Origin of the sequence: Soehngenia longivitae (assembly GCF_004684055.1) — a bacterium.
GTDB classification, from domain to species: Bacteria; Bacillota; Clostridia; order Tissierellales; family Tissierellaceae; genus Soehngenia; species Soehngenia longivitae.
This window is the reverse complement of the sequence record NZ_SRIB01000001.1, coordinates 125,970-139,794: the sequence shown is the minus strand read 5'-3', so window position 1 is coordinate 139,794 and position 13,825 is coordinate 125,970. Positions and strand designations below refer to the sequence as shown.

Sequence of the window (13,825 nt, the reverse complement as noted above, 5' to 3'; positions counted from 1 at the left end):
ATCTCCTTATACTAAAATAAAGCTATTTAACAGAGCTATCCTTCAAACTTATCAAGCCCTCGGGGAATGGAGAAAATATAGTCTGATCTAATAAATAGCCAATATTAAACTTGATTACATAACTTTTTAGCACATTGCTAATTGAAGTTCTTTCGATTTGATTTTTTTTATATTTATCAATCAGTTCTAAAAAGAATTTCCTTTCTTCTTTGCTTATATCCTTTGAAAAATAACCGAATATATGCAAAAATGAATTTATGTAGTTCTTTTTAGTCGGCAATTTAGAAAAAAGTAGATTTAATTCTTTAAAGTACTCATCATAAACCTCGCTTATTTCTTTTCTATCATGGTTTGCTACTATCTTACCGAGTCTATTTTTTTGCATTTGGTCATAAGCAAAATAGAGATATTTGTTGTTTGCATGAAAGTTAGTTAAAGTAGTGATTGAATTACTCTTGCGGATATTTTTATATTCAAACAGCACATAGAGTTTAGTAAAAAAATGTTCCCGAATTTCTAAATTTAACAACCTCCCTTCTTCTTCTATTGGTAAATGATCATATTTGTCTAATAATACTTCTGCAAAAATTCCTCGTGTTTTTTCAATAACTGGTGCATTTGATATACCAGCATAAACTTTAACATCCTTTATCCCACATGATGGCGACCTACCTTTGAGTATAATACCATCGATATCTTTGATATCTTCTGATACTTTATTTGCATAATCTCTCATATCATTTGTAAAATCTTTATTTGTAGTAGGCTGAACTAAGAGATAATTATCCCCTTTTTTTATTATTCTCAGACTATCTCGCGGTATAGTTAGACCGATTGCAACCTCTGGACAGATGGGTATAAAATCTATATATTCTTTCATCATTCCCAATAATTCAAAATTAATAACATCTCCATTGTATCTGCACTTTTCAAATCCCAGACAACTGCTTATCAGTATTTTAGGCTTCATAAATTTCCTCCATATTTTTTAAACATCTCTATTGCTTTTTGCCTTTGAATATTATGATCAATAATTGGTTCTTTATATACTTTGTTTAAATCTAAACCATATTCTTTCTTTATTTTATCCTTATATTTATAAGGCTGATGGATGTAAGGGTAAGGCAAATCAGCTAATTCTTTAACATACTTCCTAATGAAAACACCTTCTTGGTCAAATTTAATGCTCTGAGATATAGGATTAAAAATACGAAAATAAGGGACAGAGTCAACACCAACCGATGCAATCCATTGCCAATTTCCAATGTTTGAGGAACTATCGTAATCAATTAATTTATTAGCAAAATACCTTTCCCCTATTCGCCAATCCACAAGTAAATCTTTAACTAAAAACGAAGCTGCTATCATTCTAAGTCTATTGTGAATAAAGCCTTCGGAGTTTAGTTGCCTCATAGCAGCGTCAACAATAGGAAATCCTGTTTTGCCTTTCATCCAAGCATCAATTTGGTCTTTGTCATTTACCCAATTTAAAGATTTATATTTGTCATTTAATGGCTCCTCTTTCTGTTTAGGATTAAAATGATAAAGCATATTAAAAAAATCTCTCCATGCCAATTCTCTAATAAAAGCCTCTTTCCCAGAAGAATATTCTGCTTCCTCAACTATCCGATAGACTTTTCTAATGGAAATTTGACCTGTAGCCAAGAAGCTAGATATGTGACTAGTAGGATCTAAATAAGGGTAATCTCTAGTTACATGATAATTTGATAGCTTTTCTTCTTTAAATTTAAAAAGTATTTTATTTCCACTTTCCTCGCCGATGATGCCATCAAAAGAATTTTTAATTCCTTTTATTATTTCTAAATATTTCTCTTTTGCATATAAATCTTTCCCACCATGATCCTCATAATTTACTGATTTAATTCGACCAAAGTCTATTAATAGTTCTGAATTTTTTAACCTGTCCTTCCACTTTAAATAATACGGAGTAAACACTTTGTAATTTGAATTGCTTGAAGTCATTATTTCTTTAGCTTGATGCAAATGTTTATCCATAAAACCTATGCATTTTACGGAAGCTTCTTTAAATATTTCTATTACTTTCATATCTCTAAAATATCCATATCCAGATTCATCGCAATTATAGTAGAATCTGTTGATGTCAGGAAAGTCATGGACTAATTTATTAAAAGATTTTGATAAGTCTCCATAAAGAAAAAACATATCTAAGCCTAAACTTTTTAAGGTTTTATAGAAGATATCTACTGATTTAAAAAAATAATCATGGCTCATTTCCCCAGTTTTCATCTGCTTTGGGTCAATATAAAAAATGATCAGCAATTTTTCATTGTATTTAAGAGTGTCTCCTATGGCATTTATTAAAGCAGTGTTATCTTCTAGTCTTAAGTCGTTTTTTATCCATAATAAATTAGTCATATTTTCACTTCCGTTAAGTAATTTATCCATATATACCCAAATCAAATAACAAAAACCCAAGAATAGATTTTTCTTTTTTTAATCTTTACAATTTTTTAAACCCAAAGAGATTTAAAAAAATCTTTCTTTGGGTTTCTATTGCATCCGATTCAATTTGCCATCTTCTAATTTTAATATGAGATCACTTATATCTCTACTGAATTTTATATCATGGGTTACTACAATTATTGCCATGCCTTGATTTGCAAGATTTTTTATAATAGAAGATATTTTTTGCGATGTATCTTCGTCTAATGCTGACGTAGGCTCGTCAAAGCAAAGCACTGCTGGATTTAACATACACGCTCTGGCTATAGCCACTCTTTGTTTCTGCCCACCTGATAATTGATAAGGATACATATTTTCTTTATCTTCAATTTCCAAGGATTTCAATATTTTTTTGGCTTTTAGATTCACATCTTCTTTATTCATTATTTTTAAATAATTAGGTGTGATAGTTAAATTTTCCATTACAGTCAAATGAGGAAAAAGATTATAATTTTGAAATACAAGCCCTATTTTTGATCCGATTTTCCTAGCATCTTTGAGCTGAAGTATATTCTCTCCATCAATAAAGATACTCCCTTCGTCTACTTGTTCAAGTTTATTAAGGCATCTTAAAAGTGTAGTTTTGCCTTCTCCTGATTTTCCTTCTACACATAAAATGCTTCCGGCATCAACTTCAAATGACAGATGGTCGAAAACTTTTATTTTTCCAAAAGATTTGCTTATATTTTCTACTACTAATCCCATTTTATTCTCCTATCTATAATAATCAAATTTACTTTCTATACTTGATAAAATATTTGTCATTATCGCAATGATTCCCAAATATACAAAAGCGACAAATATATATGGTGTGAAAGTTGAATATGTGTTTGATACTGATTTTGCAGCTTTTAATATGTCTGTCACACCAAGTATATAAACCAACGAGGTGTCTTTTACTAGTGTAATTATCTCATTTCCTAAAGATGGAATTATATTTTTCATAACTTGTGGCAAAATTATTCTTGTAAATGCAAAGCTTTTGCTCATACCCAGTACTTTAGTAGCCTCGAATTGCCCTATGTCAATAGTGTTTATACCACCTCTTATTATCTCAGTAAAATAAGCAGTGTAATTTAATATAAATGCTATATAAATAGCTTGATATCTAGTAAATGCATATCCTATTACAGGAATGTAATGAAAGCCAAAGAATATGAACATCAACTGCAATAACAGTGGCGTGCCTCTCATAACATATATATAAGCACTAGTAAATTTGTAAATGTATTTGTTTTTTGATCCTTTGAGTAAAGCAACAAATATAGCTAAAGGTAGTGAAACAATAAGCGTTATTGCAAAAACGCTCATTGTCACTTTTAATCCTTCCCATGTCATTGGAATTAGCATCTCAAAAATTTTCATTGTATCATCTCCGCCTAAAATAAAACTTATTCAGCAAACCACATTGAATAAATCTCATCATATGTTCCATCATTCTTCATTTCTTCAAGTGTTATATTTAATTTTTTTAGCAATTCCTCATCTTCTTTTCTAACTCCTACTCCGTATTCTTCAATCCCTAAATTTTCATCAAGCACTTTATATAATCCTTCACCTTTATTGTTCATGTAATATCTTGCAAGCACTTCATCTACAATTATGGCATCGGTTCTGCCTGATTCAAGATCATTGAACACTTCATTAAAAGTTGAGTACTCAATTATTTTTCCGTCTTTTAAGCTTTCGATAAATCCATCTAGTTTTCTTGCTGCATCAAGAGAGCTTGATTCAGCTTGTGTAGCAACTGTCTTGTTTTTTAAGTCATCAATCTCATCTATATCCGAATCGCTTAATGTCACAATTATCTGCGAATTAGTAAGATAAGCATCAGTGAAATTAACTTTTTCTTTTCTTTCGTCAGTTATTGTGTATCCATTCCATATCATATCAATATTTCCTGAATTGAGTTCTGCCTCTTTCATGGCCCAATCAATTGGCTGAAATCTTATATTCCACCCATTTCTCTTAGCAACTTCTTTCGCAAGATCTACATCAAATCCTACAATTTCATTTTGTTCATTTCTAAAGCTCATTGGAGCAAATGTATCATCTAACCCGATGACAAATTCTTCTCCTTTACTAGAACTTTCTTGCTGTGTACAACCCACTATTGTACTTACCAATAACACCAAAACTAAAATTACTACTGATTTTTTCTTTCTTAACATTTAAATCTACCCCTTTACTAAAAATTAAATTAAAAAAACTCCCATCCTCTAGCTAACTAGCTAGAGGACGAGAGTTAATCCCGTGGTCCCACCTCAATTTAATGATAACTTTAATTATCATCCTCACTAGGTACAAAAATTCTATACCCGTGCATGTTAACGGCTGCAACCCGAATCCGGCTAATTTATAAAATTTCACCAACCTGCTCAAAGATGTGTTCATCGATCTTTCGCTATGTATTTCCACCATACATACACTCTCTATAAGCTAATTATCGATTACTCTTTCTCGTCATTGCATTATCATATTAAACTATTTTTTATAAAATATCATAAATAATTTATTTTGTAAATACTTATTTTATATTTATTTCTATTGTGTATATTTGCTCAATTATCAAAATAGTGGTAAAATATTAACAATATAATAAATTATATTCTGGAGGTTTGTAAATGCAAAAAAAGAAAAGAGATTCATTGATTGTAGGAGCAGCATTGTTCTCTATGTTTTTTGGTGCGGGAAATTTGATATTCCCACCTTTTTTAGGATTCATGTCAGGAGATAAATGGAATTGGTCTATGATAGGATTCTTTATCACGGGTATAGGTTTACCATTCTTGGGAATAATCGCTTCAGCTAAAGCTGGTGGAGATGTTGATAAACTAGGAAATAGAATTTCTCCTTTATTTTCGAAATTTCTAGGTATAACAATTGTCCTTGCAATAGGCCCTCTACTTGCGATACCTAGAACAGGTGCTACATCTTTTGAAATGGGAGTACAGCCTATATTCCCAAATGCAAATCCAATTGTATTTATGATTATTTATTTTGGGATAACTCTATTACTTACAATAAAGCCAACAAATGTAATTGATAAACTTGGAAAAGTCTTAACTCCTGTGCTTCTTATTATTTTAATGTTATTGATTCTTAGAGGAATATTCTTTCCTATGGGTGATCCAATAGAAGAAAGTTTAGCAAAACCATTTTCTGATGGATTCACACAAGGTTATCAAACCATGGATGCACTTGCAGCAATTTTATTCGGTGGAATAATATCTTCATCATTAATTCAACAAGGTTATAGCAGTAAAAAAGAACAGTTTTCAATGACAAAAAAAGCTGGCCTAATAGCAGTATCTGGTTTGACATTTGTATATGGGGGTTTAGGCTATCTAGGTGCAACTGGTGGTCAATTATTTCCAAAGACTATTACAAGAACGGATTTAATAATGAATATTGCTAATAATTTACTCCAAGCTTTCGGCGAAATCGGTCTGGGACTGGTTGTAGGTTTAGCATGTTTAACAACATCAGTTGGACTTACAGCAACTGTAGGACAATATTTTAATCAAATTAGCAATGGTAAAATAAAATATGAAGTTGTTGTAATTGTGACCAGCCTATTTAGTGCAATTATGTCAATAAATGGGGTCGAATTCATTATAAAATTGGCGGAGCCAATCCTTACCTTTATGTATCCTATTGTTATTGTTTTGATACTACTTACCGTTTTCTTAGGTGATTACATAAAGAACAATAATATCTTCAGATATTCAATTTATGCCACACTCGTAATTAGTGCATTACAGACTTTAAACATGCTAGGCTTACATGGCTTTATAATTAGAATCCTAAATTTATTACCTTTTTCCTCATCTGGTTTTGCGTGGATCTTGCCAGCTATTTTAGGCGCAATTTTAGGTGCCTTTATAAAACCTAAGAAATACGATATTGCTTTATAATAAAAGAGAGCTAATGGCTTAAGCCATTAGCTCTCTTTTATTCATTCTGCTACTACAGCAGTGCCAGAAGCAGTTACCATTATCATGTTCCCGCCTTGCCCTAGCACTTCATAATCAATATCTACTCCAACAACAGCATTTGCCCCCAAATCTTTTGCCCTTTCTGTCATCTCTCTTAGCGCTGCTTCTCTAGCCTCGATAAGCTCTCCTTCATAAGATTTAGATCTTCCACCAAAGAAATTAGATAACCCAGCTGCAAAATCTTTAATAAAATCTACTCCTGAAATGACTTCTCCGAAAACTATACCTTTATACTCCACAATCTTTTTTCCATCTACGGTTGGAGTTGTTGTTATAACCATGATATCCCTTCTTATCTATTAAATTAATTTCTCTTTACAGTATACCATATTTTTACCTTTTAATAAAAATATAAATTAGCAAAAATTTAATCTATTTATAAATTTATATCGCTAATTCCTCTGATTCTATTTTTTTCTTCAATTCCTTCACATTCTCTTCAATTTTGAATATGACTTTTTTAAATTCTTCATCACTTTTTCCTGTAGGATCATCTAATCCCCAATCTTCTTCATATTTTGAAGGTACAAAAGGACATATTACATTACAACCCATTTTAATTACAATATCAATTTCTGGCAGTTCAGTTATCAACTTAGAATATTGATCTTTCTCCATGTCAATGTCATATATCTCTTTCATAAGTCTTACTGCGTCTTGATTGATTTGAGGCTTTGTTTCTGTTCCTGCAGAAAAGCTCTCAAAAACATCTGAGGCAAAGTGTTTGCCTAAAGCTTCTGCGATTTGACTTCTACATGAATTATGTGTACATATAAATGCGACTTTCAATTTTCCATTTTCCATTTGGATACCTCCTATATCAATTGCACTTTTCATCTCATTCAATTTCCCTGATTTCTCTATTTCAAGTCTTATCATAAAAATTGTTATCCAATTGAGCTAGCTTTTATGCATATTTAGTATATCTAAAAATAACACAAAATCACTTATAATTTTTCAATAATCTCTAGTATCTCGCTGTTTTCTGGTATGTCTTTCATTGAATGCCCAAAATGTACATACCTTAGTATTCCTTCTTTATCTACTAGCATCTGCGCTGGCATCCTTCCAAGTTTAAATAAGTTTACTTCTTGGCCGTACATCTTTAATATAGAGTGGCTTTCATCAGGTATTCCATAGAACTCTAAATTGTTTTCTTCCCAATACTCTTTAAATTTCTCAGCATTTTCAGGTCCGATAACTAATATTGCAGTATCCTTTTTAACAAATTTATCATAGTCTTGATGCAACTGCATCATATGCTTTCTGCAAAACGGTCATACAAAACCTCTGTTCAATACAATCAGTACATTGTTTTTCCCTTTAAAATCAGATAATTTTATTACATTTCCTAGATAATCCTTTATTTCAAAATCAGGTGCTTTTTTATTTACTTCTACACTTGCCAATTAATCTCATCTCCTTAGTTTTTATAATATAAATATGTTGAAAATTGTTTATTCGCTTATTTGAGTAAGTATTTCATCAAGTTGCTTTTTTAAAGTAAACAATTTTTCAGTTTCGATATTCAATTTACAATAAATTTCTTCAGGTACATGAAGTATATCTTCCTTTAGACTATTCCCTTTCTCAGTGACCTCAACAATTACAATTCTATCATCTTCATTGCTCCTATATTTATGTATAAGTTCCATAGCCTCTAATTTCTTCAATACAGGAGTTAATGTACCTGAATCTAAATGTAGGAGTCTGCCCAAGTCTTTAAATCCAATTTTCTCTTTCTCCCATATAACTAGCATAGTTATGTATTGAGTATAAGTTAAATTGTATTTATCAAGTATTGGTTTATATAGTTTGATTATTTCTCTTGATAGAGCATACAAAGGAAAGCAGATTTGATTTTCTAATTTTATTTGATCGTATTTATCCATATGGTCCCTTTCTAAAATATGATTAATTTTATAAAATTTAATTTTATTCAATTGATTGTAATATAATAATACATTGTTTTTAATCAATAGTCAATAAATGTTTTTATTGTGTGTATGATATTTTTATGTTAAAAACAGGTAAACTTAATAAATTTATTGTGTAGAAAATAAAAAAGTATTATATGAATACCCCATATAATACTTTTCTTATGCAAATATTCTATCTTATTCCCCACATTCATCATGATGTTGGTGTTGATGACATACAGATCCTGTGGACTTTAGATGACCCTCAAGGTATGATTTTGCAACTTCATTAGCATTACCGCTAGCTCCAACTATAACTTCAATATTTTTATCGTTAAAGATTTCAATAGCTCCTGCACCCATGCCACCCGATATAATTACATTAACACCCATGTCATTCAAAAATTCAGGCAAAAATCCGGGCCTATGCCCAGGATTAGCTACAGTTTCACTTTTTACAATTTGATTATCTTCTGCATCAAAAATCATAAACGCTTCGCAATGTCCAAAGTGCTCTGTTACCATCCCATTTTCACTTGCTACAGCTATTTTCATCATTTTAATTTCCCCCCATATTTACTAATATTTTTGCAACTGGCTCAAGCCAATTGCCATCGTAGAACTCTATTATACCCTTGTCACATGCATCCGAAATTTTTGGATCAATAGGTAGTTTAGCTAGAACTTTTAAATTGTGTTTATCAGCAATTTCCTCAATGTGGCTTTCCCCAAATATCTGATAATCTTTGCCGTTATCTGGGCATTTGAAATAAGACATGTTTTCTACTAGCCCTATAATTGGAATATTCATCATTTCAGCCATCTTAACTGCTTTTGATACAATCATAGATACTAGCTCTTGTGGAGACGTTACAACTATAATTCCATCAACTGGAATGGATTGAAATACAGTAAGAGGTACATCACCAGTCCCTGGAGGCATATCTATAAACATAAAATCTACATCACCCCAAATAACATCAGTCCAAAATTGCTTAACTGTACCTGAAATAATAGGCCCTCTCCAGACAACTGGATCAGAATCTTTTTCTAATAATAAATTTATCGACATTACATCAATATTTGTTTGGGTTTTAACGGGTAATAAGCCCAACTCGCTTCCTGAAGCTTTTTGTTTGATACCAAATGCTTTCGGAATAGAAGGTCCTGTAACGTCAGCATCTAGAATAGCAGCATGGTAACCCATTCTGCTCATTGCAACTGCAAGCATTGAGGTGACAAGAGACTTACCCACCCCTCCTTTGCCACTTACTACACCAATGACCTTTTTTATGTTACTCATCTCATTCATTCGCTCGGAAAAATCAACTTTTTTTTCTTTTCTTTCTGCGCAGTCTTCCGAACAGCTGCTGCAGGTTTGATTGCAAGTTTCACTCATAATCTTACTCCTTTATTTTAGATTTCATTTTCTTAGTACATATATAAATAATCATGATTCAAGATATATTTAAAAATTTATTCCTTTTATTCGATTATTTATTTGCACCTATTTGATTTAAAAATAAAAACCCTTCAAAGCAAATATTTATCATTAGATCATTAAAATATCCGCATGCCTTTAATCAACAAATCTATTCAAAAAGCAAATTCATTGTATTTTGATAAACTTTTTTAACGGCCGTGCCAGATATACAATCTATGTCTACAATAGTTTTGCCATTGTTAATAGCTTTCACTGCACCCGAATCAAAAGGTATTTTACCAACAAAAGGTAATTTTCGTTCTTCGCAAAGCTTTTCAATCTTCTTTGTATTTTCTATGTTGGTATCGTATTTATTGATGCATATCGCCATCTTAGTCCCAAATTTCATTGCTGTATTTATGATGCGTTCCATATCACTGATACCTGATATCGAAGGTTCGGCAACTATTAAAACCATATCTACACCACTGATTGAAGCGATAACAGGACAACCAATCCCAGGAGAACCATCTATAATAGCAACATCAGAATCAACTTTTACTGACTTCATCTTATTTTTTACTTCTGCTACGAGCTTACCCGATGTCCCACTGCCCATTTTTAGTTTTGCTGTCGAAAACGCTCTTTCTCCATCAAAATAAAGCATTAACTCCCCAGCTACTGCTGGTTCCATTATTATTGCTCCCGCAGGGCAAACATACTCGCAGACTCCACATCCTTCACAAGCAAAAGTATCAATCTCGTAGTACTTGTTTAGTTTGATTGCGTCAAACCTGCAATTTTGCCTACACTGATCACATTCAATACACATTTCAATATTTATCTTCGCTTTTGGCAACCCATAATAATTTGTTTTTTCTGGTTCATTATTCCATTCGGTTATAAGGTGCAGATTAGGTGCATCCACATCACAATCTGCATATGCCTTAGCATCTGCAAGTTTTATAAATGCGCTTGCTATTGTTGTCTTCCCAGTTCCTCCTTTTCCACTAAGGACTAGTAGTTGTTTCATTTTTTGCCTCCTCTATCACTGTGTCAAGTATGGAAGAAAATAATTTACGGTACTTTCCATTTTTATTTACGGCAATTTCAGCATTTGAGTTTATTGTAGCTAGTTCACTATCAAAAGGAATTTTCCCTAAAATCTTAATATTTTTTTCTAAGCAAAACTTCTCCGCAGGATTTTCTTCTTCCAAACATTTATTGAGAACCACTCCAAAAGGCTTTTTCATTAACGTGACTAGCTCATAAACCATGTTGAGGTTATGCACCCCAAATAAAGTGGGTTCAGCTACTAATACACAATAGTCAGCATCTCTAATGCTTTCCATTACTATACATGCGCTACCCGGAGGGCAGTCGATAAATGTTAATAAGTCTTGCCGATATTTTTCTGTGTTAAGTAGGTTTTTTATGATAGGAATGCCTGAAGCTTCACCTATATTCAATATCCCTGTCAATATAATCACTTCGTCGGAAACACCTTTTTGTACTTTTCCTATTGTTTTTTCTTTCTCTGTCAGTGCCTTTTCAGGGCAAACTAGGCTACACCCACCACAGGAATGGCACACATCTTCAAAGACAATCAGTTTATTTTTGATATAAGCAAGGGCATTGAAATTACAAAAATCTGCGCATTTTCGGCATCCGTTGCATAGTTCATTATCTACCTTTGGAATTTGAACTGTTATTTCTTCTTCTTGAATTTTTTCAGGCTTAAAAAAAAGATGACCGTTTGGCTCTTCCACATCACAATCTATGTAAGTCGAAGTTTTTGCTACCGTAGCTAGATTCACAGATACAAATGTTTTTCCAGTACCACCCTTGCCACTTAGTACAGCGATTTTCATATTAATTGTCTCCGTGCATGTGTAATCCAGCATGTATTTCGTCTAACGATGGTAATTTACCTTCGACGTAAGCGGCAATGTTGTCTTTCACTGAAGCGTGTGTCGTTTTGAATATTTTTATATCAGCTGAATTAATCACTTCAGCAGCATTTTGTCCACATCTTGGGGTCAACAAAGCATCTACTTTGCTATCTACTATTGTTTGTGCAGCTTTTACTCCAGAACCACCTGTGCTTTCCGCTGCAGTGTTATCTATAAATTCACTTTCCTTAGTTTCTGTATCATAAATAAGAAAATAAAGAGTACGTCCAAAGGATCCCGATACGTTGGATTCTAAAGACTTATCATCTACTGGAATTGCTATTTTCATAAAAATCCTCCATTCCTTTATTTATTATCATCCGTAAAACACATACCATGTCTATGTCTCTTACAACTACGACCACAACTGTTGCCAAATCCGTCACAAAGTCGATATTCACCGCCCTGAATCGTCAGTACCTTACCGTTAACTAATGACTCTGCTAATTTTTTTCTTGCCTCAATATAAATACCTTGAACAGTAGTACGAGCCACATTCATCTGCAGGGCACACTCTTCTTGAGTATATCCCTCTAAATCGATAAGCCTTATGGTTTCATACTCATCCACGGTCATATTTACATAATTTTCAGCATCTGCAGGTAAATCAAGAGGCCCAAACCTATTAATTTCAGGCAGGCAGCAAACTTTTCTCCATTTCATCGGTCTTGCCATGATCAACACTCCAATTCTTATCAGAAATAGCCAGAGCGTCCTCTAGCTATTTCTGATCACAATTATAGATTCTCTAATTGCTTGTCAATGTATTCAAGTCTATCTTGCAAAATTCTTTTTTGTTCATCGAGCAACTCTTTTTGAGTTTTAGGCGATGTTTCATAGATAGAAACACCTCTGCCGAATCCACGACCATAGCCACGTCTGCAGAATAATCCACGTCCATATCCCATTCCACGACCATAGCCATATCCTACTGCATTTACTCCAGTGCAAGCACCTAAGCCTCTACCAGTCATTGATCCAGCACCCATTGGTCCAGTTCCATTTCTTCCAGGCATAGTATTCACCTCCTCATAGTTAATGACATATGCCATTTACTATAAGTATACATCATTTTTGACATATGTCAATAACTATCCTTCCAAAAAATGTAGTTATTATGATAATGTGATAGTGTCAATTAATTGTTGGAAAAAAATTAAAAATAATTTTTTAAATAACGCAAAATGCAAATTAAAATGAAACACTTTTATATCCCATAATTATCCTTTCAATGTTTTTAAAACATTGCTATCTCTTTTATAAATCATAACAAATCATTTGGATAAATGATCCTTTATTGTTGTGAATAGCTGATTTTAACTAAACCGGCTATTACTTAAGTTGATCATCTCTTAAAGGAATTTTTAATAAAATTTGCTTTTGCCCTTTAATAAGCAAAGTTCCCTCTTCTTGAAGCTCTGATAGTTTGCGACTCAGAGTTTCATTACTAATCCCAATTAAACTTGCCAAACCAGCTCGACTTAGTGGTAGATCAATCAATATTCCTTCCTCATTTTTTATACCATCTTCTTTTACCAGCTCCAATAACAATCTTAGTGTTTTTTCCATTGCATCTTCCAACACAATTGACTGAAGTTGAATTTCAGCTTGGTTAAGCCGGTTAGTGACTGCAGCTAATATGCTATATGAAATTTCTGAAGAATTTTTTATCAACTGCTCCAAATCATTCTTATGAATGATACATATACTACAATCTCCAATTGCCTCTGCACTGCTATTTAAAACATCATCTTTGAACAGTACCAGTTCTCCAAAAAACTGACCTGATTTCAATAACCTCAATATATACTCATTACCATTCTTTCCAATTTTAAATAGTTTGACTAAACCTGATTCAATTATATACAAATATTCACTAGGATCGCCCTCATGATAGATGATGTCACCGCTTTTATACTCTTTTTTTTGAACTAGGCTATTGATTTCCAATAATTTTTCATTGCTAAGTTCTGAGAATATTGGCACTTTAGTGACACATAATCCATGAGTATGGTTACATTGGGACATATTTTTCACCTCAGATCACTT

The 13,825-nt window shown here is 32.5% G+C and carries 18 protein-coding genes, 1 pseudogene and 1 other annotated feature; of the genes and pseudogenes, 1 reads left to right on the top strand and 18 read right to left on the bottom strand.

Annotated elements, in window-relative coordinates:
- Positions 1 to 22: 22 nt before the first annotated feature.
- The 5 genes from E4100_RS00705 to E4100_RS00685 form a co-directional block, all read right to left on the bottom strand.
- Positions 23 to 970: a YbgA family protein gene (locus E4100_RS00705; protein WP_135269862.1), complete on the bottom strand. Its 948-nt coding sequence runs from the start codon at positions 968 to 970 to the stop codon at positions 23 to 25.
- On the bottom strand, positions 967 to 2,397 hold the full coding sequence (locus E4100_RS00700) for a cryptochrome/photolyase family protein (protein WP_167792036.1): 1,431 nt from the start codon (positions 2,395 to 2,397) through the stop codon (positions 967 to 969). The genes E4100_RS00705 and E4100_RS00700 overlap by 4 nt, the downstream gene beginning before the upstream one ends.
- A 135-nt stretch (positions 2,398 to 2,532) precedes the next feature.
- Complete coding sequence (locus E4100_RS00695) at positions 2,533 to 3,189, bottom strand: amino acid ABC transporter ATP-binding protein (protein WP_135269859.1); 657 nt, start codon at positions 3,187 to 3,189, stop codon at positions 2,533 to 2,535.
- 9 nt (positions 3,190 to 3,198) lie between these two features.
- Positions 3,199 to 3,849 carry an amino acid ABC transporter permease gene (locus tag E4100_RS00690; protein WP_135269857.1) on the bottom strand — a complete coding sequence of 217 codons (651 nt, stop codon included), beginning with the start codon at positions 3,847 to 3,849 and terminating at the stop codon, positions 3,199 to 3,201.
- A gap of 26 nt (positions 3,850 to 3,875) precedes the next feature.
- Positions 3,876 to 4,655 (bottom strand): amino acid ABC transporter substrate-binding protein, encoded by a 780-nt coding sequence (locus tag E4100_RS00685; protein WP_135269856.1) that lies wholly within the window; start codon positions 4,653 to 4,655, stop codon positions 3,876 to 3,878.
- Positions 4,656 to 4,715: 60 nt separating this feature from the next.
- Positions 4,716 to 4,960: a binding site (T-box leader), on the bottom strand.
- A 148-nt stretch (positions 4,961 to 5,108) separates the two neighbouring features.
- Between E4100_RS00685 and brnQ the strand changes: the two genes are divergently transcribed.
- Complete coding sequence (gene brnQ / locus E4100_RS00680) at positions 5,109 to 6,401, top strand: branched-chain amino acid transport system II carrier protein (RefSeq protein ID WP_135269854.1); 1,293 nt, start codon at positions 5,109 to 5,111, stop codon at positions 6,399 to 6,401.
- A gap of 41 nt (positions 6,402 to 6,442) precedes the next feature.
- Here the strand turns inward: brnQ and E4100_RS00675 are convergent, their stop codons facing one another.
- The 13 genes and pseudogenes from E4100_RS00675 to E4100_RS00615 form a co-directional block, all read right to left on the bottom strand.
- Positions 6,443 to 6,763 carry a putative heavy metal-binding protein gene (locus E4100_RS00675; protein WP_135269852.1) on the bottom strand — a complete coding sequence of 107 codons (321 nt, stop codon included), beginning with the start codon at positions 6,761 to 6,763 and terminating at the stop codon, positions 6,443 to 6,445.
- Between the two features lie 103 nt (positions 6,764 to 6,866).
- Positions 6,867 to 7,286 (bottom strand): arsenate reductase ArsC, encoded by a 420-nt coding sequence (locus E4100_RS00670; RefSeq protein WP_135269850.1) that lies wholly within the window; start codon positions 7,284 to 7,286, stop codon positions 6,867 to 6,869.
- Between the two features lie 143 nt (positions 7,287 to 7,429).
- Positions 7,430 to 7,747, bottom strand: a pseudogene (locus E4100_RS00665) (peroxiredoxin family protein); the annotation flags it as partial.
- Between the two features lie 12 nt (positions 7,748 to 7,759).
- Positions 7,760 to 7,891: a thioredoxin domain-containing protein gene (locus tag E4100_RS09625; protein WP_135269846.1), complete on the bottom strand. Its 132-nt coding sequence runs from the start codon at positions 7,889 to 7,891 to the stop codon at positions 7,760 to 7,762.
- A 48-nt stretch (positions 7,892 to 7,939) separates the two neighbouring features.
- Positions 7,940 to 8,374 carry a MarR family winged helix-turn-helix transcriptional regulator gene (locus E4100_RS00655; RefSeq protein WP_135269844.1) on the bottom strand — a complete coding sequence of 145 codons (435 nt, stop codon included), beginning with the start codon at positions 8,372 to 8,374 and terminating at the stop codon, positions 7,940 to 7,942.
- 225 nt (positions 8,375 to 8,599) lie between these two features.
- On the bottom strand, positions 8,600 to 8,959 hold the full coding sequence (locus tag E4100_RS00650) for a NifB/NifX family molybdenum-iron cluster-binding protein (RefSeq protein WP_135269842.1): 360 nt from the start codon (positions 8,957 to 8,959) through the stop codon (positions 8,600 to 8,602).
- A 1-nt stretch (position 8,960) separates the two neighbouring features.
- A complete protein-coding gene (locus E4100_RS00645) occupies positions 8,961 to 9,800 on the bottom strand; it encodes an Mrp/NBP35 family ATP-binding protein (RefSeq protein ID WP_135269840.1) in 840 nt (279 codons plus the stop codon).
- A 193-nt stretch (positions 9,801 to 9,993) separates the two neighbouring features.
- Positions 9,994 to 10,857: an ATP-binding protein gene (locus E4100_RS00640; RefSeq protein WP_135269838.1), complete on the bottom strand. Its 864-nt coding sequence runs from the start codon at positions 10,855 to 10,857 to the stop codon at positions 9,994 to 9,996.
- The gene (locus tag E4100_RS00635) at positions 10,835 to 11,695 is read right to left on the bottom strand and encodes a nucleotide-binding protein (protein ID WP_135269837.1); all 861 of its coding nucleotides are present in this window, start codon (positions 11,693 to 11,695) and stop codon (positions 10,835 to 10,837) included. The genes E4100_RS00640 and E4100_RS00635 overlap by 23 nt, the downstream gene beginning before the upstream one ends.
- A 1-nt stretch (position 11,696) precedes the next feature.
- Positions 11,697 to 12,065, bottom strand: a complete 369-nt coding sequence (locus E4100_RS00630) for a NifB/NifX family molybdenum-iron cluster-binding protein (RefSeq protein WP_135269835.1) — start codon at positions 12,063 to 12,065, stop codon at positions 11,697 to 11,699.
- A gap of 17 nt (positions 12,066 to 12,082) precedes the next feature.
- Positions 12,083 to 12,451, bottom strand: a complete 369-nt coding sequence (locus E4100_RS00625) for a DUF134 domain-containing protein (protein WP_135269833.1) — start codon at positions 12,449 to 12,451, stop codon at positions 12,083 to 12,085.
- A gap of 62 nt (positions 12,452 to 12,513) precedes the next feature.
- Positions 12,514 to 12,792 carry a DUF5320 domain-containing protein gene (locus E4100_RS00620; RefSeq protein ID WP_135269832.1) on the bottom strand — a complete coding sequence of 93 codons (279 nt, stop codon included), beginning with the start codon at positions 12,790 to 12,792 and terminating at the stop codon, positions 12,514 to 12,516.
- Positions 12,793 to 13,108: 316 nt separating this feature from the next.
- Positions 13,109 to 13,804: a Crp/Fnr family transcriptional regulator gene (locus tag E4100_RS00615; RefSeq protein WP_135269830.1), complete on the bottom strand. Its 696-nt coding sequence runs from the start codon at positions 13,802 to 13,804 to the stop codon at positions 13,109 to 13,111.
- Positions 13,805 to 13,825: the final 21 nt, after the last annotated feature.

Bases quoted from the DNA above. Each gene is read 5' to 3' on its own strand.
- E4100_RS00705 (WP_135269862.1), bottom strand. From the start codon at position 970: ATGAAGCCTAAAATACTGATAAGCAGTTGTCTGGGATTTGAAAAGTGC.
- E4100_RS00700 (WP_167792036.1), bottom strand. From the start codon at position 2,397: ATGACTAATTTATTATGGATAAAAAACGACTTAAGACTAGAAGATAAC.
- E4100_RS00695 (WP_135269859.1), bottom strand. From the start codon at position 3,189: ATGGGATTAGTAGTAGAAAATATAAGCAAATCTTTTGGAAAAATAAAA.
- E4100_RS00690 (WP_135269857.1), bottom strand. From the start codon at position 3,849: ATGAAAATTTTTGAGATGCTAATTCCAATGACATGGGAAGGATTAAAA.
- E4100_RS00685 (WP_135269856.1), bottom strand. From the start codon at position 4,655: ATGTTAAGAAAGAAAAAATCAGTAGTAATTTTAGTTTTGGTGTTATTG.
- brnQ (WP_135269854.1), top strand. From the start codon at position 5,109: ATGCAAAAAAAGAAAAGAGATTCATTGATTGTAGGAGCAGCATTGTTC.
- E4100_RS00675 (WP_135269852.1), bottom strand. From the start codon at position 6,763: ATGGTTATAACAACAACTCCAACCGTAGATGGAAAAAAGATTGTGGAG.
- E4100_RS00670 (WP_135269850.1), bottom strand. From the start codon at position 7,286: ATGGAAAATGGAAAATTGAAAGTCGCATTTATATGTACACATAATTCA.
- E4100_RS00655 (WP_135269844.1), bottom strand. From the start codon at position 8,374: ATGGATAAATACGATCAAATAAAATTAGAAAATCAAATCTGCTTTCCT.
- E4100_RS00650 (WP_135269842.1), bottom strand. From the start codon at position 8,959: ATGATGAAAATAGCTGTAGCAAGTGAAAATGGGATGGTAACAGAGCAC.
- E4100_RS00645 (WP_135269840.1), bottom strand. From the start codon at position 9,800: ATGAGTGAAACTTGCAATCAAACCTGCAGCAGCTGTTCGGAAGACTGC.
- E4100_RS00640 (WP_135269838.1), bottom strand. From the start codon at position 10,857: ATGAAACAACTACTAGTCCTTAGTGGAAAAGGAGGAACTGGGAAGACA.
- E4100_RS00635 (WP_135269837.1), bottom strand. From the start codon at position 11,695: ATGAAAATCGCTGTACTAAGTGGCAAGGGTGGTACTGGAAAAACATTT.
- E4100_RS00630 (WP_135269835.1), bottom strand. From the start codon at position 12,065: ATGAAAATAGCAATTCCAGTAGATGATAAGTCTTTAGAATCCAACGTA.
- E4100_RS00625 (WP_135269833.1), bottom strand. From the start codon at position 12,451: ATGGCAAGACCGATGAAATGGAGAAAAGTTTGCTGCCTGCCTGAAATT.
- E4100_RS00620 (WP_135269832.1), bottom strand. From the start codon at position 12,792: ATGCCTGGAAGAAATGGAACTGGACCAATGGGTGCTGGATCAATGACT.
- E4100_RS00615 (WP_135269830.1), bottom strand. From the start codon at position 13,804: ATGTCCCAATGTAACCATACTCATGGATTATGTGTCACTAAAGTGCCA.